Annotated in this window: 13 protein-coding genes; 6 read left to right on the plus strand and 7 right to left on the minus strand. The window is 46.5% G+C overall.

Features of this window, described 5'->3' with window-relative positions:
* Positions 1 to 667: 667 nt before the first annotated feature.
* Together QUB52_RS16900 and QUB52_RS29285 are read left to right on the plus strand one after the other, a co-directional pair.
* Entirely contained in the window at positions 668 to 5,227 is a 4,560-nt protein-coding gene (locus QUB52_RS16900; RefSeq protein ID WP_332974428.1) for a PAS domain S-box protein, read from the plus strand.
* 200 nt (positions 5,228 to 5,427) lie between these two features.
* The gene (locus QUB52_RS29285) at positions 5,428 to 5,562 is read left to right on the plus strand and encodes a four helix bundle protein (protein WP_375339837.1); all 135 of its coding nucleotides are present in this window, start codon (positions 5,428 to 5,430) and stop codon (positions 5,560 to 5,562) included.
* A 182-nt stretch (positions 5,563 to 5,744) separates the two neighbouring features.
* Here the strand turns inward: QUB52_RS29285 and QUB52_RS16910 are convergent, their stop codons facing one another.
* Positions 5,745 to 9,683 carry an EAL domain-containing protein gene (locus QUB52_RS16910; protein WP_332974429.1) on the minus strand — a complete coding sequence of 1,313 codons (3,939 nt, stop codon included), beginning with the start codon at positions 9,681 to 9,683 and terminating at the stop codon, positions 5,745 to 5,747.
* Between the two features lie 328 nt (positions 9,684 to 10,011).
* On the opposite strand from QUB52_RS16910, the gene acnB reads away from it, so the two are divergent.
* From acnB to QUB52_RS16930, 4 genes are all read left to right on the plus strand, one after another.
* Positions 10,012 to 12,627: a bifunctional aconitate hydratase 2/2-methylisocitrate dehydratase gene (gene acnB, locus QUB52_RS16915; protein WP_332974430.1), complete on the plus strand. Its 2,616-nt coding sequence runs from the start codon at positions 10,012 to 10,014 to the stop codon at positions 12,625 to 12,627.
* A 392-nt stretch (positions 12,628 to 13,019) separates the two neighbouring features.
* Positions 13,020 to 13,376: a hypothetical protein gene (locus QUB52_RS16920; RefSeq protein WP_265237521.1), complete on the plus strand. Its 357-nt coding sequence runs from the start codon at positions 13,020 to 13,022 to the stop codon at positions 13,374 to 13,376.
* A 3-nt stretch (positions 13,377 to 13,379) separates the two neighbouring features.
* Positions 13,380 to 13,832, plus strand: coding sequence for a nucleic acid-binding protein (locus QUB52_RS16925; RefSeq protein ID WP_265237519.1), 453 nt, complete (start codon positions 13,380 to 13,382; stop codon positions 13,830 to 13,832).
* 143 nt (positions 13,833 to 13,975) lie between these two features.
* Positions 13,976 to 14,356 carry a cupin domain-containing protein gene (locus QUB52_RS16930; protein ID WP_375339817.1) on the plus strand — a complete coding sequence of 127 codons (381 nt, stop codon included), beginning with the start codon at positions 13,976 to 13,978 and terminating at the stop codon, positions 14,354 to 14,356.
* 129 nt (positions 14,357 to 14,485) lie between these two features.
* On the opposite strand, the gene QUB52_RS16935 is transcribed toward QUB52_RS16930, so the two are convergent.
* The 6 genes from QUB52_RS16935 to QUB52_RS29290 all read right to left on the minus strand — a co-directional run bounded on the left by QUB52_RS16935 (position 14,486) and on the right by QUB52_RS29290 (position 21,073).
* Positions 14,486 to 15,145 (minus strand): pentapeptide repeat-containing protein, encoded by a 660-nt coding sequence (locus tag QUB52_RS16935; RefSeq protein WP_265237517.1) that lies wholly within the window; start codon positions 15,143 to 15,145, stop codon positions 14,486 to 14,488.
* Between the two features lie 162 nt (positions 15,146 to 15,307).
* Positions 15,308 to 16,957, minus strand: coding sequence for an ABC transporter substrate-binding protein (locus QUB52_RS16940; protein WP_265237516.1), 1,650 nt, complete (start codon positions 16,955 to 16,957; stop codon positions 15,308 to 15,310).
* Positions 16,958 to 17,211: 254 nt separating this feature from the next.
* Positions 17,212 to 18,687: an adenylate/guanylate cyclase domain-containing protein gene (locus QUB52_RS16945; protein WP_265237514.1), complete on the minus strand. Its 1,476-nt coding sequence runs from the start codon at positions 18,685 to 18,687 to the stop codon at positions 17,212 to 17,214.
* Between the two features lie 70 nt (positions 18,688 to 18,757).
* Positions 18,758 to 19,102, minus strand: a complete 345-nt coding sequence (locus QUB52_RS16950; protein WP_265237513.1) for a slr1659 superfamily regulator — start codon at positions 19,100 to 19,102, stop codon at positions 18,758 to 18,760.
* A gap of 46 nt (positions 19,103 to 19,148) precedes the next feature.
* On the minus strand, positions 19,149 to 19,727 hold the full coding sequence (locus tag QUB52_RS16955; protein ID WP_265237527.1) for a DUF6272 family protein: 579 nt from the start codon (positions 19,725 to 19,727) through the stop codon (positions 19,149 to 19,151).
* 74 nt (positions 19,728 to 19,801) lie between these two features.
* Positions 19,802 to 21,073: a PP2C family protein-serine/threonine phosphatase gene (locus tag QUB52_RS29290; RefSeq protein WP_442923210.1), complete on the minus strand. Its 1,272-nt coding sequence runs from the start codon at positions 21,071 to 21,073 to the stop codon at positions 19,802 to 19,804.
* Position 21,074: the final 1 nt, after the last annotated feature.

The following is a 21,074-nucleotide window of genomic DNA, read 5'->3' on the forward strand; positions in this document are numbered from 1 at the left end:
AAGGCTCTATCTAATTTTCAACTGATCTAAATTTAAACAAATTTTAATAAAAGGACTCCCAACCGGATATTCGATCGCAAAACTAAGGATAACATCGATCGAGTTTGCGATAATCAGAAAAAGGTGACAATTGCAACCACAGGGGAGGAAAAAAATGTCAAACTTAGTCAGGACTTTGGGCCCACTCCCGCCATGAAACCGGGTTTCTCGTTTCCAGTTTCCCAGCTTCCCAGACTTAATTACGTTAAGAAACCGGGTTTATGCGTAAGTTGGGCGAGTACAATTGTCAATAATTGACAATTTATGACGCAGCCAATCACCGATCGCCAGTTTTTACCGTAAATATACTGAGTTAAGATACTCGATTGACCTCCAAATCTAGAAAAAATAGGGATATGCAGGACGAGTAGCTGCTAAGTGCTAGCAGAAGCAGCAGAATTTGTCCTTTGCCTTGTTGATTTACCAGGCTCGACTTGCAGAGCGCTATGGGGATGCTATGTATAGCAACCGCCACATCGGTGAGGACATAAATAACTTCATGAATAGAGGCGATACCCGTACTGTATCAATGGTTTGATTCCCGTTATGCAACTGTCAACTGTCCACTGTCAACTGTCAACTGCTATACCTCGATACCAAACCGCAAAAAAACTAAAAAAATAACATTATGTTTCATGAATACCTTTACCAAGAAGTAACCAACCTGCGCGAAAAGCTAGCTCACCTAGAAAGAGAAACGCAATCTCAAACCTGGTTCAAAAAGCTGCAAGCGCTGATGGGAGTGATTGGCAAAATTCGCGAATCCCTAGACTTAGAAACAATATTCAAAATCACAGCTACCGAAGTCCGGCAACTCCTAAATGCCGATCGAGTCGCCGTCTACCGCTTCCTTCCCGAATCCGAGTGGAACGACGGCGAAGTAGTCTCCGAAGACGTGCTGCCCCAATACAGCCCATCCCTGGGCGCAAAAGTTCATGACCACTGCTTCGGCGAGCAATTTGCCGCCAACTACGCCAAAGGATACGTTCAAGCAGTCAGCGACATCTACACAGCCCGGTTGAGTCCCTGTCACCTCAAAATCCTCAAGCGATTTCAAATCAGAGCAAACTTAGTCGTACCCCTACTGCAAGGGCAACATTTGTGGGGATTGCTTTGCATTCACCAGTGCGGCGAACCCCGCGATTGGCAGGAAGACGAAATCGAATTTGCCAGACAAGTAGGCGACCATTTAGCAGTCGCAATTTCTCAGGCCGAATTGCACTGGCAAACCCAGAGGCAATTAGCAGAAATCAAATCGGCGCAGCAGAAACTCCGCGACAGCGAGCGAAAATATCACCAAATTCTCGATTCGATCGCCGATATGGTATTAGTCAAAGGCCCCAAATCCCAAATCGTCTGGGCAAATCAAGCCTTCCGCGACTATTACGGCATGAGTCAAGAGGAAGTGCAAGGGCTCGTAGACGCACCTTTCGCCGAACCTGACCACACTCTCCAGTACATTAAAGATGACACCTTCGTATTTGAAACCGGACAAACCCTGCAAATTGCCGAAGAACCGGTGACGCGCTACGACGGAGAAGTGCGGCTGTGGAGTACAGTCAAAACACCAATCCGCAATCAAGACGGCCAAATCACCATGACTGTCGGCGTCTCCCGCGACATGACGGAACGCAAAGCAGCAGAAGAAGCCGTCAAAGCCAGCGAAACCAAATACCGCAGTCTGGTAGAAACTTCCCAAGACATGATTTGGTCTGTCGATGCGACTGGACACTACACCTTCGTCAACCCAGCAGTTAGGTATATCTACGGTTACGAACCAGCAGAAATGCTCGATCGACCGTTCTCCGATTTTGTGACACCAGAACAAGCCGAGAAAGATTTAGCTGTTTTCGCCCGCCTGTTTGCGGGAGAATCAATTTTCCAGTACGAAACTACCCAAATTGCCAAAGACGGCAGCATGAAACATTTGATGTTCAATGCCATCCCCCTGTACGACGAAACCGGAAACTTCCTCGGCACCACCGGTACAGCTACCGACATTACCGATCGCAAGCGCGCCGAAGCAGCATTGCAACACGCCAACGCCGAACTAGAACGCAGAGTTGAAGCCCGCACCGCCGAACTGCGCCAGACTTTTAGCGCTCTCACCGCCAGCGAAGCCAAGTTTCGGACGATCGCAGCTACCATCCCCGGAGCCCTGTTCCAATTTTGCAGCAGAGAGGGAGAGTGGAGAGTTGACTATATCAGCGATCGCATCGAAGATATCGCCGGCATCACCGCAGCAGAAATGATGCAAGACATCACCTCCTTCATTTCCCGCGTCCACCCCGAAGACTTGGAAACCTACATCGCTTCCGTCACCGAAGCCGTCGAAAATCTCTCTCCCTGGCACTACGAAGGGCGGTTAGTCAAGCCCGACGGTGAGATTCGCTGGTGGCAGAGCGACTCCATCCCCACCCGCAGCGAGAACGGCGAAATCGTATTTTGTGGCGTCACGCTCGACATTACCGATCGCAAAGTTGCCGAAACCGCCATCCGCGACAGCCAGCGGCAACTACAAGAAGCCCAGAGACTCGCCCACGTCGGTAATTGGGAATTCAACCCAGCCACGGAAACCGTCACTTGGTCGGAAGAACTCTTCCGCATCTTTGGGTTCGAACCGGCTGCGGCTGCGCCCAGCGTAGAGCAGCAACTCTCTTGGTGTCATCCAGAAGATTTGGAATTGTGGCAAACGCAAGTACAGCAGAGCATTGAATTCGGCATTCCCTACGATTTTGATCACCGGTTTTATCGTCCCGATGGCACATTACGGTACATCAATGCTTTGGGTCAAGCTGAAACCGATGCCAATGGCAAGGTGGTAAAATTGTTCGGCACGGCGCTCGACATTACCGATCGCAAAGCCGCCGAAGCAGCCCTGCGGCAAGCAGCAACCGAGTTGGAAGACAGAGTGAGCGATCGCACCGCCGAACTTTCTCAAGCAGTCACTCAGTTAGAACAAGAAATTGCCGATCGCAAACAGGCAGAAGCAGCCCTGCAAGTTTCCGAGCAAAACCTGCGAACCATCTTTAACAATGTCTACGATGCTATCTTCATTCAAGACTTAGAAGGTAACATTCTCGATGTCAACGATCGAATGTTAGAAATGTACGGAGTTAGTCGGGAAGAAGCCATTAAATTATCAATTACCAAGGACTATTCCAGCGACGAAAATCCTATTCAACTAATGAGAGAACTTTGGGAAAAAGTATTATCAGGCGAAAGCACCCGTATCGAATGGAAAGCTAGGCGTCCCAACGACGGTTCCACCTTTGATGCAGAAATTGCCGTGTCAAGAATTTATCTCAACGGCAATCTCAGCGTCATTGCCAACGTGCGAGATATTAGCGATCGCAAAGCGGCGGAAGCAGAACTGCAACAGGCTCAAAATTTTATGGAATCAGTGCTCAACACCATACCCGTAGGAGTATTTGGCAAAGAAGCAGAAGAGTTGCGATTTGTACTGTGGAACCCGGCGGCCCAAGAGTTGCTTGGTTTCAGTGCAGCAGAAGTTATGGGCAAAAATAATTACGATTGTTTCCCAACAGAACAAGCCGACTTGTTCACCGCCAAAGACCGGGAAGCGCTCGCCAGCGGGCAAATTGTAGACATTCCCGAAGAACTGATTCAAACAAGAGAAGGCGAGACTCGCATATTTCATACGAAGAAAACCGCAATACTCGATGCTGATGGCACACCGCAATACCTATTAGCTGTCACCGAAGACATTACCGATCGCAAACTAGCAGAAATTGCCTTGAAGCAATCTGCATCCCAACTCAAACAGCAAGCAGATCGAGAAAAATTGCTCAACATTCTCACCGCCCAAATCCGCAATTCCCTCGACTTCGACAGCATCGTTACAGTCGCAGTTGAGGAAATTCGCGCTTTCATGCAGATCGATTGCTGCAATTTTGCCTGGTACCGCGACGACGGAGACCAGCCTTACTGGGAAATTATTAAAGAATCTCGCCGGGCCCAACTTCCCGATTTAACAGGTCGCTATCAAGCTTCCGATTTCGGTCTGATTGGACAACAAATCTTGCAGATGGAAATGCTGCGGATTGATGATGTCGAAACAGTCGCAGATCCTGTGTGGAAAGAAACCGTGAGAGCAATGGGCTACCAATCGCTATTAATCATTCCCATGCAGGCACTTTCCGGGGTAGTGAGTGCAATTAGCTGCTGCAACAGCCGTTCTGTGAGGCCTTGGAGCGACAGCGAAGTCGAATTGTTGCAAGGGATTACAGTTCAATTGGCGATCGCCATCAACCAAGCCGAACTTTACACCCAAACTCGCAATAAAGCTCACGAATTAGAGCAAACATTACAGCAATTAACCAACACTCAATCGCAGTTAATTCAAAGCGAAAAAATGTCATCTCTCGGTCAACTCGTCGCAGGAGTTGCCCACGAAATCAACAACCCAGTTAACTTTATTTACGGCAATCTCACCCATGCCAACGACTATACTCAAGACTTGCTTAACTTGCTCGAACTTTACGAAAACCACTATCCTGTTCCTGTTGCAGAGATTCAAAATGAAATAGAAAATATTGAACTAGAATTTCTGAGGGAAGACTTGCCAAAGTTGCTTGTTTCGATGAAAGTCGGTGCCGATCGCATTCAACAAATCGTTGCTTCTCTCCGCACCTTCTCCCGCATGGATGAAGCGGAAATGAAAGCAGTAAATATTCATGACGGCATAGATAGCACTCTGATGATTTTGCAGCATCGCTTCAAAGCTAAACACAATCATCCAGAAATTGAGGTGATTAAAGAATACGCTCAACTGCCCTTAGTAGAATGTTATGCCGGACAGTTAAATCAAGTATTTATGAACATCTTGAGCAATGCTTTGGATGCTTTGGAAGAACGGGATCTGCGCCGTTCTGCTGAGGAAATGCGGCAACAGCCCAGCAACATCCGCATCCGCACTGAAATATCGCCAGCCGGCAAGGTAATCATTCGGATTACTGACAACGGGCCGGGAATACCGGAGACTGTCGGCACTCGGCTTTTTGACCCGTTTTTTACCACTAAACCTGTGGGTAAAGGCACTGGGATGGGCTTGTCGATTAGCTATCAAATTGTTACAGACAGACACAACGGGTCGCTCAAATGCACTTCTTCGCCGGGACAGGGTGCAGAATTTGCGATCGAGATTCCGCTGAAAACTAATTGCTAATGGGCATTGGCCAAACAGGGCATTGGCCAAACAGGGCATTTGGCATACCTCACTTTTTTGAGAACCGCTATAGTTGAGTTTTTGAGGTAGTTATGGGAAGACCTGATTTTGAAGAATTAGAGGTTTACAAGTTGGCGGAAAGTTTAGCAAACGAGATTTGGGAGACTGTTAAAAAATAGGATTACTTCACAAAAGATACGATCGGCAAACAAATTGTTCGGTCTGCTGATAGTGTCTGTGCTAATATTGCTGAAGGAAGAGGTCGTCATAGTGACCAAGATAATCGGCGTTTTGTAAAAATTGCTAGAGGCTCTTTGTACGAGACCGTAAACTGATTAAGATTAGCCTATGCTAGACAGCTTATCACAAGCGAACAAGTAAGCAAATTTCAACCAATTATCGATAAGTTACTGCCCAAACTTAACGCTTATTTTAACTCCATAGGGCGCAGGGAATAAATTATAAAAAATCCCAGCCCTATGCCCTATGCCCCATGCCCCATGCCCCATGCCCATAACTAATCAATCGATCGCTTGAGCATTTTTGTCATCGTTAAACTGTCCAAAGGTTTAGAAAACCAATATCCCTGAGCTAATTCGCAGCCTAGTTCCCGAAGCTGTGCTAACTGTTCGGCTGTCTCAATGCCTTCGGCGATCGCATTTAATCCCAAATTGTGAGCCAAAGTCACGATCGCCCGTACAATCTGCAAAGGCTGACCCCCGCTGTCACCGTTTTCCACAGCCCCCAACCTACTCACAAAAGATCGATCGATCTTCAGCGTATCCAGCGGAAAGCGGTGCAAATAACTCAAAGACGAATAGCCAGTACCGAAATCGTCGATCGACAATCGAATATTTCTATCTTTTAATTGGGCGAGCACAATATTGGCCTTCATCACATTTTCCACGATCGCACTTTCAGTAATCTCCAATTTTAAACAGCTCGGATCGCAGCCAGTTTCTGCCAAAATTTCATCTATATATTGGATTAAATTCGGCATACCTAACTGTTTCGGAGAAAGATTGACGCTCATTGTTAATTGCGAAGGGTCAATAATTGGTAACTGGTAATTGGGAATTGGTGATTGATGATTTGTCACAGATAATTGATGATTTGTCACAGATAATTGATAATCTGTCACAAATAATTGATGATTTGTCACAGATAATTGATGATTTGTCACAAATAATTGATGATTTGTCACAGATAATTTTTTCCCTCTTCCCTCTTCCCTCTTCCCTCTTCCTTCTTCCTTCTTCCTTCTTCCTTCTTCCATCAACATTTCTTGCCAAATCCGCAATTGCTGACAAGCTTCCCGCAACACCCAGGCTCCCAGAGGCACGATCAAACCTGTTTCTTCAGCTACAGGGATAAAAGTAGACGGCGGAACTAGACCCCGAACCGGGTGCTGCCAGCGCACCAAAGCCTCAAAACCCTCGATCGCACCGCTGGCGATCGAAATAATCGGTTGGTAGTGCACAATAAAGTGCGAACATTGATCCTTGCTCTCTCCTAATTCCTCCTTGCCCAAAATAGCCAACCGCAGGTCATTTTCTAACTGCAACAGCGACATAGTTTGGTCGTGCATCGCCAAATTAAAGACTTCGTGGCGGGCCTTACCCAAAGCTTTAGCGCGGTACATAGCGATGTCAGCATCGCGTAGGAATTCTTCTGGGTGAGTGTACGAATTCGATTCGCCACTGGCTGTGACTTCGCCTTGACTGAAAACAATGCCAATGCTAGCCGTGGTAAATACTTCGTGCCCTTCGAGATGAAACGGCTTCGTCAGTTCTTTTTGTATCTTTTTAGCTGCTTCGGTGGCGTCGCTGAGGCTCTGAATGTGGTCTAGCAGGATGGTGAATTCGTCTCCCCCCAACCGCGCGACGGTATCAGAAGCCCGCACGCAGGTTAGCAGCCGATCCGCGAGGGCGACTAGCAGTTTGTCTCCTAGAATGTGTCCTAAAGAATCATTAACTACTTTGAAGCGGTCTAAATCTAGGAAAAGTAAACCAAATTTATAATCGGAGGACTGATTGGATCGGCGGATGGCTTGTCCTAGCCTGTCGATGAACAAAACGCGGTTGGGTAAACCCGTCAGCGCGTCATGAAAAGCGCCGTGTAGCAGTTGCCTTTCTACTCGCTTGCGCTCGGTGACATCTCTGATAATAATTTGGGCGGCGGCTAAGCCTTGATAAGTAGCAGGGATGCCGGCAACTTCAACGTCGATTATTTCTCCGTCAATCCGCATTAGTTTTTCTTCGGCAAGCTCGATCGGCTGATTTTCTTCCTCGACTTGCCTGATGCGCTCTCTGGCTTTTTCGACATAGTTTGGATGAACGAAATTCAATATTGGAAAGCCGATGAGCTCTGCCGGAGAGATGCCACCGAGGAGTTTAGCGCCGGCGGCATTGATGTAGGCAATTTTCCCTTGAATGTAAACGGCGATCGCTTCGGGAGATAGTTCTACTAAACGGCGATACCGTTCTTCACTTTCTTGGAGAGATACTATCAACTCGCAGCGCTCTTTTTCGGCTTGCTGGCGTTCGATTTCCATTTGGTGAACCACCAGAATTTTACCGATGCTTTGAGCCATCAATTCTATGATTTCTATTTCCTGGTACTCAAAATTTTTTGTTTTGATTTCTCGCGAACTAAAACTCAAAGTCCCGTAAATTTTATTGTTAACAAATATCGGCGTTCCGATGTAAGATTCCGAATGGCATTTTTGATAAGCTGGATGTTCGCGCATCTCCATATCGGCTCCTATATGAGAATACGAAACTGTTTTTTTTAGTTTAATCACCGGAGCGCAGTAAGTATCGCTGAGGTGCAATTCTAAGCCTGGTACAAAGTATCCTAAATCTGCTTTCGCTGCCCGCACAATAAAAGTTTCATCCTGAACTTCAGCCATGATGCCAATAGAAAGTCCAAACATTAAACAGCCTGCTGTTAGATAATCGGCAACCAGTTCTTCAAAATTTTGATAATGATAAGTTGTAATCCGGTGCAAGTGTTTGAGATTGGCACCGAACGTGGCTAAGTCTTGGGACTTTAAAAATAATTCTTCTTCCGAACGCTGGCGGTCGGTGACATCTGTTTGCACTCCAATAAAGTGAGTCAAGTGTCGTCGCGAGTTGTATACCGGAGCAATAGAAAGTTCGTTCCAAAAAGGTGTTCCGTCTTTGCGAAAGTTACGCAAGATAACTTGGCATTCTTTGCCTTCTTCAATAGCATTGCGTAGATCTTTAACTTCTTCGGGGTAATTAGTATTTTCTCCCTGTAAAAAACGGCAATTTTTTCCAACTAATTCGTCTCTGCTATAACCCGTGATCCGCTCAAAACTAGGATTGACATAAATAATTGGATTATCTGCAACTGTGGCATCGGCGATCGCAATACCGTTGCTGGTACTCTCGATCGCCCGTTCCATCATTTGTAAGCGCTCTTGCGATCGAATGCGCTCGATCGCCGCAGCTAACAGATTGGCGATCGCTTCTACAAAATAAACGTCATCTTGACTGAAAACCCGCTCTTGCTTGCTGTGAACTCCCAAAATGCCCCAGACCGGCGACTCAGCAGTTTTCACTGGTTCTGCTTGTCCCCAGTTCCTTTTCTCCTGTCCCCGATTGCCGGGAACGATCACAGTAACGCCACTGACAGCCCGGTGGTTGTGCAGCAGTGGCGAGTCGCTAAAGCGCGTTTCCACACGCAAATCTGCGACAATCGTCGGTTGACCCATTAGCAACGTGTAACCTGCTTGCGATCGACTAGAAGCGGTGACAGTAGCGCTACCAACAAGGTCGGGCTGCCAGCCCACCCCCGATCGCAGCATAAAAGCATGGCCAGAAGGCAACAGTTCCAAAAACTGGCAATACTCGACATCTAGGGTTTGGGCAATTAACACCCCAGCTTTGTCCATCAGTGCGGACAAATCTGTTTCTGCCAGGGCCTGCTGCCCCAAGTAAGCGACGGCCGCTTGCTGGCGAGCCCGCAAGTGGATTGATGTGAGCAATTCCTGCTCCTTGGCGGCGATTAGCTTGCGCTCGGTAATGTCACAGAACACCGACAAAACAGTTTTTTCCGACAGCAATGTCAAATACCGCATCGATACAGTTGCCCAAAACAGCGTCCCGTCAGCTTTTTTGAGGCGGACTTCTTTCTCGCGGACGTGTCCGTTGCAGGCGAGATCCTCCAGCATTTCCTGGCGCTCAGCAGGCTGGTTGTAGAGGATGGATACTTTTTGGTGGTCGATCGACTGGAAGGCTTTAAGCCCGAAAGCCTGACGGCATAAATCGTTGCTATAAAGAATTATGCCGTCAGGCAGACTGCTGACGATCATGGGCATGGGCATCGAATTGGCGATCGTCAGCAGTAACTCTTTGGTTCCTTGCAACTCTTCGTACAAGTCCGGCTTGGCTGCACAGCCCTGACTGTCTTCAGGAATAAAACTTTCCATTTTTGAATTGATCCATTGAGCGGATAACTTTTTTACACTTGTGGTGAGTGAGGATTTCAGATGCAGAGGACGATCGATCGACCGCCACCACATTAATCTTAACCAGAACAATGCAACTCAGCCCCCCAAAACTGATCGGCTGGAGTTTTAGCTGCGCCCCAGATGGAGATCGCATCTGTCTTTGGGATGAAAGTCTACAGTTTCTCAAGTTGCGTTAAATTTTCATGTATAGCGGGGCACTTTGCCAAATGTGCAACGCCAGCCCCTACTCTAAAAAGTAATGTCATCTGCCAACAACTACCCAAAACTATCCGAGGAGAGAGGAGAAATGCTTGAATCTTACCGCCAACAGGCTGCCGAAAGAGCCGCATTGGGAATTCCACCGCTGCCGCTAGACGCCCAGCAAACCTCAGAACTCTGCGAGTTGCTGAAAAATCCGCCACCGGGAGAAGAAGAAGCCTTAATCGAATTATTGCGCGATCGCGTGCCACCTGGAGTAGACCAAGCAGCCTACGTCAAAGCTGGTTTTTTAACCGGCATTGCTAAAGGCGAAATCCACAGCCCCCTAATTGCTCCCAAATGGGCAGTTTATCTGCTAGGGACAATGATGGGCGGTTACAACGTCCAATCTTTAATCGATTTGCTCAATCCCACTGCCGAAATCGCGATTCCCGCCACCGCAGCCCGCGCCTTGAGCAAAACCCTATTAGTATTTGACGCCTTCCACGACATTCTCGCCCTGTCGGATACCAATCCCTACGCCAAGCAGGTAGTCGATTCTTGGGCTGATGCCGAGTGGTTTACCAGCCGCCCCGAACTAGCCGAAGCCATTACCGTTACAGTCTTCAAAGTCCCCGGAGAAACCAATACCGATGACTTGTCTCCTGCACCTCATGCTACCACGCGGCCAGACATTCCCCTACACGCTTTGGTGATGCTCGAAAGCAAGATGCCCGGAGCTCTGGAAACGATCGCCCAATTGAAAGAAAAAGGCCATCCCGTAGCCTACGTCGGCGATGTTGTCGGCACCGGTTCCTCGCGGAAATCGGCGATTAACTCCGTGCTGTGGCACATTGGTAACGATATTCCGTTTGTACCCAACAAGCGCAACGGCGGTTATATTCTAGGAAGTGCGATCGCCCCGATTTTCTTCAATACCGCTGAAGATTCCGGCGCATTGCCGATCGAATGCGATGTCGCCAAAATGGAAACCGGCATGGTAATCACCATCCATCCCTACAAAGGAGAAATCACCAACGAAGCCGGAGAAATCATTTCCACCTTCACCCTCAAACCCGACACAATCCTCGACGAAGTTCGCGCCGGCGGCCGCATTCCGCTATTAATCGGACGCACTTTAACCGACAAAATTCGCGAAGCTTTAGGAGTAGGAATTAGCCAAATTTTTACCCGTCCAACTATTCCCGCCGATACCGGAAAAGGCTTCACCTTAGCTCAAAAGATGGTAGGGAAAGCTTGCGGTTTGTCCGGGGTTCGTCCGGGTACATCTTGCGAACCAGTCATGACCACAGTCGGTTCGCAAGACACCACCGGGCCAATGACTCGCGACGAATTGAAAGAACTGGCTTGTCTGGGATTTAGCGCTGATTTGGTGATTCAAAGTTTCTGCCATACCGCCGCCTATCCAAAACCAGTTGATGTCAAAACTCACCACGAATTACCAGATTTCATGTCACAACGGGCGGGCATAGCTTTGCGTCCTGGAGATGGGATTATTCACTCTTGGCTAAACCGGATGTTATTGCCGGATACAGTGGGAACTGGTGGCGATTCTCATACTCGTTTTCCGTTAGGAATTTCTTTTCCTGCGGGTTCGGGATTGGTGGCATTTGCTGCCGCCTTGGGCGTGATGCCTTTGGATATGCCGGAATCGGTCTTAGTGCGGTTCAAGGGTGAATTGCAGCCGGGAGTAACGCTCAGAGATGTAGTGAATGCAATTCCCTACGTGGCAATTCAAAAAGGTTTGCTGACAGTCTCGAAACAGAATAAGAAAAACGTCTTTTCGGGGCGGATTATGGAGATTGAAGGTTTGCCAGATTTGAAGGTCGAGCAGGCTTTTGAATTGACCGATGCCTCGGCGGAGCGTTCTTGCGCCGGATGCACGATTAAATTGAGCGTGGAGACTGTTTCTGAGTACATTCGTTCCAATGTCGCGCTGCTGAAAAATATGGTAGCGCGGGGCTATGAAGATGCGCGGACGATGATGCGCCGGGTGGCGAAGATGGAGGAATGGTTGGCTAATCCGGTGTTGCTAGAAGCGGATGCTGATGCGGAGTATGTGGAAATCATCGAAATTGATTTGAACGAGATTACAGAACCGATTGTGGCTGCACCGAATGACCCGGATAATGTGAAGCTGTTGAGTGCGGTTGCGGGCGATCGGGTTGACGAGGTATTTGTCGGTTCTTGCATGACAAATATCGGCCACTACCGCGCCACGGCCAAGGTATTGGAAGGTTCAGGGGAAGTGAAAACTCGCCTATGGATTTGTCCGCCAACTCGGATGGACGAACAGCAACTAAAAGAAGAAGGTTATTACAGCATTTTTGGAGCCGCTGGAGCGCGCACGGAAATGCCGGGATGCAGTCTTTGCATGGGCAATCAAGCGCGTGTCAAAGATGCCACAACGGTGTTTTCAACTTCGACTCGCAACTTCAACAACCGGATGGGCAAAGATGCACAAGTTTATCTCGGTTCGGCGGAATTGGCTGCTGTTTGTTCGCTGTTGGGTCGCATTCCCACAGTCGAAGAATACATGGAGATTGTGTCGAAGAGAATCGATCCTTTTGCTAGCGATTTGTATCGCTATTTGAATTTCGATCAAATTGCTGGTTTTGAGGATGAAGGGCGAGTGATTGCTTTGGAAGATATGCCGCGCATTGAGGATATTTTGGGAATTCCTGAAGGTGTGTTGAGCAAGTAATTCAAGGGCGGGCAATTGCCCGCCTTTTGTTTACAATAAAAGTAGAGTGGGTTTCACCAACTGAGTTTGTAGGGTGCGCAATGCGCACCGGCTGAGCTTGTAGGGTGCGCAACAAGTTATACGAAAGTTGGTTTGACGGTATCAAGACGATGAAACGCAGGTAAATCAGTAGACTTGTGGCAAAAGTCGAAAGTATCTTGAAATTATCTGCGTTTATCTCCGTTTATCTGCCTTATATCTGCGGTTTTCGTATTAATCAAAGATTTATGCAAGAAGTCTAGTGATATCCGGCGCTGCTCAAAGTCAACCGGTGCGCAGTGCACACCCTACAAACTACTAAGTTTATAAATCGATCGCAATTCATATAAATCCGAGAAAGGAGAAAAGTGATTATGTCTGAACAAGCTTTAATCAGTGAAAGTCCAGCGACAACAACTTCAGCGCCAGAAACTCGCATTGGTAATGAAATGGTAGAGTTTCTCAGTGTAATTCAGCAAACTCCGAGAGCATATTGGCCGAATTTGCTTCAGATGATGCGGTTATTTCTGGAAACTGTGACAGTTAAGCCAATAACTCCCGATACTTCGACAAAAGCTATAGCCGAAATTAAGACAATCGATCCCCTACAGCAGCACGAAGCTCTGAGCAAGCTGCTACAGTCTTGGGTAGACGATGGAGATGAACAGGAACAAACAGAAACCGCTGAAGTTCTCCGCAAGGCACTAGAAGAAAACCCCGTGCATATATAGTCCATGAGCAAAATAGTGTTGTTAGATTCTGGGCCTTTAGGAATTGTTACAAATCCCAAAGCCGCCTCTCCTTTATATCAAGAGGGTAAACTCTGGCTGCAATCTTTGCCGCTAAAAGGTTACATTGTAATGCTTCCTGAAATTGCTGACTATGAGGTGAGGCGTGAATTAATTCGTGCAGGTAAGCTGGCAAGTATTAAACGACTTGATGAACTGAAAGCGGAAATTCCATACCGTCCTTTGACTTCGGAGGTAATGCTTTTAGCTGCTCAGTTGTGGGCGGATGCACGAAGCAGAGGAAGGCCAACGGCAGATCCCCATGCACTTGATGGGAATGTGATTCTGGCGGCTCAAGCAATATTGGAAGCAAATCAGGGAAATGAAGTGGTAATTGCTACAACAAATGTGAAGCATTTGTCTCAGTTTGTGGATGCTCGTGAATGGCTATCGATCTGATGAAGCTGGATTATCAGATAAAAAATTCACCAAAAGCCCGTTAGCGAAGCCCTCGAAGAGGATCGCACTTACAGACTTACCCTCTCCCTGATATACTTTCAAATATAAATATTTTTACAGACACCGTTAGCGAGATCAACAGCATGGTGGAAACAGTGGACACAACAGAAAAAACGGACGATCGCACGCAAGCTCGGTTTTGGGGTAAAGTTACAGTCATAGACGCGGGCGATCGTTACAAGATCAATCGCATCGAAGTCAAACCGGGACACCACATCCGCACCCAAATGCACTATCACCGCAGCGAGCACTGGGTTGTCGTCTCCGGTACCGCTAAAGTTATCTGCGATGACAAAGAGACAATTCTCATGCAGAAACAATCAACCTATGTTCCCATGAATACCGCTCACCGCGTGGAAAACCCCGGCGTGATTCCTCTGGTGATGATTGAAATCCAAAATGGCGAATACCTTGGCGATGATGATATTATCCGTTTCCCCCAAGATGCCGCTGACGAAGATTGATCGGGCAGCTTAACGGAAAATTAAAATTACACGCAATTAAAATTATAGGGGCAATTTAGGAAATTGCCCCTACACGATGATATTAAGGTTGTTAAACACGATAGTCAAATATAGCAATTGGCGATCGTCCTACGGCAAAGCAGCATTTTTCAAATCTACATTTGCCATATTGGCATCTTTTAAATTAGCACCAGTCAAGTCCGAACCGTTCAAATTAGCACCGTTCAAATTTGCACCAGTCAAATTTGCATCCCGCAAGTTAACCCCCATCACATCTATTCCCGACAAACTGCCACCCATCAGGCGGACATTAGCTAAATTCGCTACAGACTGGCGAGCATTTCTCAGGTTCGCACCAGCCAAATTCGCACTTTCTAAATTAGCGCCGACTAAATTAGCGCTGGTGAGGTTGGTATTTTTCAAACTGGCAATTACTAAACCAGCCAGACTCAGGTTAGCGCGAGTCAAATCAGCACCCTCCAAATTTGCCCCGTGCATTCTAGCCCCAATTAGGCTCGCACCTGGCAATTTAGCTTGTGTCAGATTTACTTCGTTCAGTTTGGCTTCGTTGAGGTTAGCACCGCTCAAATTTGCACCGCTCAAGTTTGCACCGCTCAAATTCGCGCCGCTGAGATCCCTACCAGAAAGCTGCGCTCCTGTCAAGTCACAGCCGCTACAATTATTAGTTTCTAATAGTTGCTTGACTTGTGATACGTTTTCTGCTTTGACTCCAGAAGCAAAACCGATCGCAATTAGCAGCCCTGTAGTTGTTAAAATTCCAAATTTCATATACTCACCCTCAGCGATATCTCTCTCTCTAATAATATCCAACATTTTTAGAGAGAGTTGGGTGATCGGTCTCTTAGATAAACTGTGACAATCATCACCCTGTTGTGCACAAAAGATGGTATGATTGTGGGCATTTCAATTCTTAATAATTATTGTAAACAATTATTGCTTTTTCAGGAACCAAAAAGGAAAGGATTGCGTCGGCTCTAGGCGGACACCCGTGATATTATTCTGAGCAAAAGTATAGTCCTTATCCTGCCAAAGAGGGATGAAAGGTACATCTCTACCTAGTATGTCCTGAATTTCGCCAAACAAAGCTTTCCGGGTTTCGGGGTTTGGTTCTTTGCGTTGCTTGTCGATCAGTTGATTTACTCGATCGCTATAATAAAACGAACCCTGACCCTGGCTCGCACCCTTTTCGCACCCGGTGGCCTCCGAACCCGTCGCACAATCCAAAAACGGCTGAATGTAATTGTCGGCGTCAAAAAAGTCGGCAGACCAATCCACTAACACCGCAGGATAAATCCCCTTCTCTATATTCTGGAATAAAGTCGGAGATTCAACACTGTTAATTTCTACCCGCATTATCCCGTCCATTTTCTGTTTAGCTAACGCCTCGATCATACTCGCCACTAAAGTTCGTTTTGTGGAACCAGTAGGATGCCAAATTTGCAGAATAAACGGATTCGCGGCCGAATATCCCGCTTTTGTTAACAATTCCTTCGCTTTTGTCGTGTTGGCGTCGCCGTACAGTTCTTTAAACACCGGTTTTTGAACGTCGAAGCTTGTGGGAATCAGACTGTACAGCGGCTGCCCTTGTCCCCCCAGTATGCGATCGGTAATCAGGGGCCGATCCATCACTGCTGCGATCGCCTGTCTCACTTCTAACTTGTCCAGCGGTTTAGACTTCATATTCAGCGTCATATAACTAACCGTACTGCTTTCCCCCGCGATTTCCTGCCATTTCCCTTTTTTTGCTCCCTCGTCCAAGCTGCGAAATTGATCGGCATCCAGAGATAAATAAGCTACATCGATCGCAGCAGTCTGAAAAGTATTGAACAAATTTGAAGAAGTCGAAAGCAGCAAAATGTCAATACCTTGATTAACTGGTTTTTCCCCCCAATACTTGTCAAACACGTCAAACTTGAGAGAATCGCTACCGTACTTCGCCAACTTGTAGCGTCCAGTTCCCACAAATGTATCGGGTTTAAATTTACCATCCCCAATCTCATAAGCTTTCGGAGAAACTGCACAAATACCGGCAAATGTCAACAGGGCTGGAAAAGCAGCAAAAGGCTTTTTGAGTTGAAAAGTTAATTCGTATTCGCCCGTCGCTTTCACCGATGCTACTGCATCACCCAACAAGAAAGACGGACGGCCGCCATTTTTGATAAACCGCTGCAAGGAAAATTCCATTGCTGCGGCGTTAAACGGTGTGTCGTCGTGGAAAATCACGCCTTGACGCAAGGGAATTGTATATGTCAATCCGTCTGCGCTAACTTTTGGCATTGCTGTCGCTAAGCCGGGGATTAACTCAGTAGTTCCCGACTTGTAAGTGTAGAGAGTATCGCCCAAATTGCGCAGCAGTTGTCCTGAGATAACTTCGTAAGCGTCGGCGGGGTCGATCGTCCGCAATTTCAAGGTTGTGCCGATCGTAACCCGGTTATTAACATTGTCGCCGCTCGCATTCACAGATCGATTGGCCCGCTGTCCGCAGCTTGCAGTCAACAAGCAGCACAGACAGAACAGAGCGATAACTTTAATTACTGAAGGTTTTATAGATATTCTCGGCTGCCGCTTGTTGATTCTCATCGTCTTTTATTGACACTCCAAAGTAGTTATTATATTATCAGGACTTACGCACTTTTAGAGGAGAAACCGGGTTTCTTGGTAAATACTCTGTCGCCAAACCGATCGCAGCAGCACCCGATCGCTTCCGCTTGCATCGGAATCATATTTTTTTGAGTAGAAGTCCGAGGAAGGCGATCGCGCGATCGATCTAATTCAGATGTAAGCGGATATGACTAATGACTACTGACTACTGACTACTGACTACTGACTACTGACTAAATTCCCTTGAGGAGCGATCGCCAATCCCGACAGCGTTTCAGGTAAATACGAGCTACCCCATCGTTCGGATTTGTCCGCAAACACTCTTCAAACAATTTTCCCGCTGATCGGAACTCCTGGCGCTCGCACAGTAACATCGCTTCATGATATACGGGCAAATTTTCTAGCTTTGCCGATCGCATTTCCAGCGGATCGGCATCAAATACCTCATAGACTATCACATACTGAGATTTTCCTTTTACCTGTACTTTATCCACAATCCGAATAGCATAATCAGCCGGATTTCGCAACCGTTCCAAAGTCTGCTGAGAAATTAACAGAGGTACGCCATAATCTTTGGTCAATCCTTCAATCCGAGATGCCAAATTAACAGCATCACTAATCACAGTGCTGTCCATTCGGCTTTTGCCACCGACTGTCCCCAGCATCAAAGAACCCGAATTGATGCCAATGCCAATTTTTATCGGGATGTAGCCGACACTTTGACGGTGTTCGTTGTAATCAGTCAGGATGTCTAGCATCGCAATACCCGCTTTCACTGCATCATCTGCGCAGTCGCTAAACAGAGCCATAATCGCATCGCCAATGTATTTATCAATAAACCCGTGATTGCTAGTAATAGCCGGCTCCATCCGCGACAGGTAAGCATTGATAAAATTAAAATTTTCTTGCGGTGTCATAGTTTCCGAAAGCATCGTGAAGTCGCGGATGTCCGCAAACAGCACCGACATTACCTCCTGCACTTGGTCGCCTAAATTGACATCGATAATACTTTCATATCCCAACAAATTCAGAAATTGATGTGGCACAAATCGCCCGTAGGCATCAGTTAAGTCTGATTCAGCATCCAGGGATTTTTCCAGATTTTGATTGAGTTCAAATAATTTATTAATAAATTTATGGCGATCGGCTTCAGCTTGTTTGCGTTCCGTGATATCTTGAAAAACTGCGATCGCAAAAGCAACTTTGCCAGCGTCATCAAAAATTGGTGTTCCCCAACCCTCAATGGGAACTTTTTTGTCGGGTTGATGAACTTCCATATCATCAGTCGTTGTGCTCTCACCGCTCAAAGCTCGGACGAGTGGCAAATTCTGGGAAGGGTAAATAATATCAGTTCCCGCGATATAAATTTGATAAACTTCTGACAAATTATCAACTAAATTTAACGGTACAACCCCTTGACCAAGTAACTGCTTTCCGGCGTGATTGACGTAGTAAGGTTTGCCTTCAAAATCGAGTACAGCCACACCTACCGGAATCGCTTCGAGAAATTGAGCCAGCTTGACTTCACCTTCTCGCACCGCCTCCAATGCCCGATCGCGCAACTCACTTTCCACCGTATCGGAATGTTCAGCAGTATTTTCCAGCAAAATTTCCAGATCCGCTTTTTCCTCCTTCAAGTCTTCCACTTGCTGGCGCAATCTTTCTATTTCTAAAAGTAGCTGTTCTCTAGATGGTTGTTCTTCCAGCATAACTCGAAAATTTGCGCATCGACTAACAGAAAATTGCTCAACAGCCCGTACCCTAAAAGTCATTGTGTGTCTATAGTAATTCCAACTGCAAAGCAGGCATCAAGCGCTGCAAATTCTTCAAAGATTTACCTTGCCAAGCTATACGTTGAGAGCCTTTTACCGCCATTGTTATCCCGGCTTTTTTGCGCACCTCGATAATAAACTTCGACAGCATATTGATGCCAGAACTGTTCAAAAATTCTAACTGCTGCAAATTGAGGGTAATTTTCGCCTGTTCCACGTCGGCTACCTCGCCCAGCAACTGCACTATCGGCGCGTAGTCTTCGGCCCCGCTCAGCCTTAGAGAGCCAACAAAACTCACAGTTGCCGTTGCCGGATCGTAACAGATCTCGTAATCTTCCGTTTTAATTTCCATTGTCAGCAAAAAAGTTCCTTAGATATGATCGATCGCCCACTCTTACCTATACTCTTAATTGCACCATAGTTGTCACCGTAATTACTTCCGGGTCTTTTTGCACGGTCTGGAACTTCCAGCCCATTTTGGCGGTATAATCGCTGAGCATCGTCAGCAAGCCCAATCCAGAATCAGTAGAGCTCTCGTCAGCAGCATTTTTTTCCAATTGCTCAATGTACAGCTCGCTCGGATCCGAGGCTAGCAACTGCCGAATGTAACCCTGAAACTGATCCACAGCTTGGGGAGAGATGCTGTTAGCAACTGAGAAAATCAGTCCGTCGCTCTTTAATTGTAGTTTAATGTCGATCGGGTACTCCGAGGTTTCATCATTAAACTTCATCGCATTCTCTAATAACTCGTTAGCAATGTAGCTCACAGCGCTTTTTATTTCAGCTTGTCTGTCAATTGTCGAGGGGTCGTCTTCGTTTCCAGGGAAAAAAGTCGTCAAGTAGTCAGCCAGAAAATCCGCCGACAAACCGTTGTTCCGCCACCGCTGCTTGAGGGGAATCGAACTCGGAGAAAATCCAATTATTAAGTATTCCTGGCTGGGAGTCGGCTCGATGAAATCGCCGAAAGTTTGAATCATGTCCATGACCAACTACCAATTATGAATTACCAATTACCAATTACTCTAGCTTCATTCCTAGCAACTTGAGTTAGCTATTTTTGTTTAAGTACCAGCAAAGTGATGTCATCAAAAACTTTTTGTTCGCCAATGTGCGATCGCACGTCGTCAATTACAGCGTGCCTGATTTCTGTTGCCGTTCGCTGCCAATTAATCTGTATTACCTCTATTAACTTCTCTAAACTATAAAGCACTTTATCCATATTTTCAGCCTCCGTAATCCCATCAGTATACAGCACTACGATATCTCCTGAATGCAACTGTACAATTGTTTCAGCAACAAATTCAGCAATATTTGCATCCAGCCCGATCGGGAAACCCAAATCGATCGTATCAAACCGCTCCACAGAACCGTTACACCGCACGACAATCATTTCTTCGTGCTGGCCGCTCAACTTCAGCATTCCCTGCTCATAGTCTAGCAAAGCAAGGCTGGCATTTTTGTCGCATTTCATCCGCTGCACATTATCATAAATTGCACTGTTAATAGCACTTAAAAATCTTACCGGATCTGGTTCATTGTAGGCGAGCAAAGTTCGGACTGCCGTTTGAACCATAATCATTAAAACGCCACTCTCCAATCCATGTCCCGTCACATCGCCAATGCCAATTTTTACTCTACCTTCGTGCTGTAGTACATCGTAATAGTCGCCGCCTACTTCATCAGCAGACTCCATGAATCCCGCAATATCTAATCCCACAACTTCGTTGAGTTCTCGGTCTTTCGGTAGCAGCATCTGCTGAATCTTGCGAGTGACATCTAGTTCGGCACTCATCCGTACATTTTCGGCTTTTAGGCGATCGTTGAGAACACTAATTTCTTGGTTTGCACCAACCAAAGCATCGGCAATCTTGTTAAATGAACTTACAACTTGTCCGAGCTCATCTCTGTTATCCAAAATAATCTTGTAACCTACATTGCCATTTGCCATCTTTTTTGAGGCTTCGTCAAGCACAAATACTGTTTGCATAACTGACCTATAAAAAGATACAAATAGATAAATAACCATTGCTAAAATTATTGACACAAAAATTAAAATTATCTGTTTTTTTGCGACAAAATTATCAATGCGTTTTTGCAGAAGAAAATCTAATTCATTGAGATTTTCGTCCCACAGTTGAAAACTTGAAGCAATAACTCGATCGCTGCCATCTAGATAGACATAATATTCTACTAAGGCTGTGGGATAAATCAGTTTATCAAGTTGCCCAGTTAGTTGCTCTATTCTGGAGTTAAATCTTGTCAAATGCTCGCTTAATTTAGGTCGGAGATTCCCGTGACGATTATTTTTAAATCCAACTTCCATA

The sequence above is a fragment of the Microcoleus sp. A6-C6 genome (assembly GCF_036705955.1).
Classification (GTDB): Bacteria; Cyanobacteriota; Cyanobacteriia; order Cyanobacteriales; family Microcoleaceae; genus Microcoleus.

Bases quoted from the DNA above. Each gene is read 5' to 3' on its own strand.
- QUB52_RS16945 (WP_265237514.1), bottom strand. From the start codon at position 18,687: ATGCTGGAAGAACAACCATCTAGAGAACAGCTACTTTTAGAAATAGAA.
- QUB52_RS16910 (WP_332974429.1), bottom strand. From the start codon at position 9,683: ATGGAAAGTTTTATTCCTGAAGACAGTCAGGGCTGTGCAGCCAAGCCG.
- QUB52_RS16900 (WP_332974428.1), top strand. From the start codon at position 668: ATGTTTCATGAATACCTTTACCAAGAAGTAACCAACCTGCGCGAAAAG.
- acnB (WP_332974430.1), top strand. From the start codon at position 10,012: ATGCTTGAATCTTACCGCCAACAGGCTGCCGAAAGAGCCGCATTGGGA.
- QUB52_RS16925 (WP_265237519.1), top strand. From the start codon at position 13,380: ATGAGCAAAATAGTGTTGTTAGATTCTGGGCCTTTAGGAATTGTTACA.
- QUB52_RS16940 (WP_265237516.1), bottom strand. From the start codon at position 16,957: ATGAGAATCAACAAGCGGCAGCCGAGAATATCTATAAAACCTTCAGTA.
- QUB52_RS16955 (WP_265237527.1), bottom strand. From the start codon at position 19,727: ATGATTCAAACTTTCGGCGATTTCATCGAGCCGACTCCCAGCCAGGAA.
- QUB52_RS29290 (WP_442923210.1), bottom strand. From the start codon at position 21,073: ATGGAAGTTGGATTTAAAAATAATCGTCACGGGAATCTCCGACCTAAA.
- QUB52_RS16930 (WP_375339817.1), top strand. From the start codon at position 13,976: ATGGTGGAAACAGTGGACACAACAGAAAAAACGGACGATCGCACGCAA.
- QUB52_RS16920 (WP_265237521.1), top strand. From the start codon at position 13,020: ATGTCTGAACAAGCTTTAATCAGTGAAAGTCCAGCGACAACAACTTCA.
- QUB52_RS16950 (WP_265237513.1), bottom strand. From the start codon at position 19,102: ATGGAAATTAAAACGGAAGATTACGAGATCTGTTACGATCCGGCAACG.
- QUB52_RS16935 (WP_265237517.1), bottom strand. From the start codon at position 15,145: ATGAAATTTGGAATTTTAACAACTACAGGGCTGCTAATTGCGATCGGT.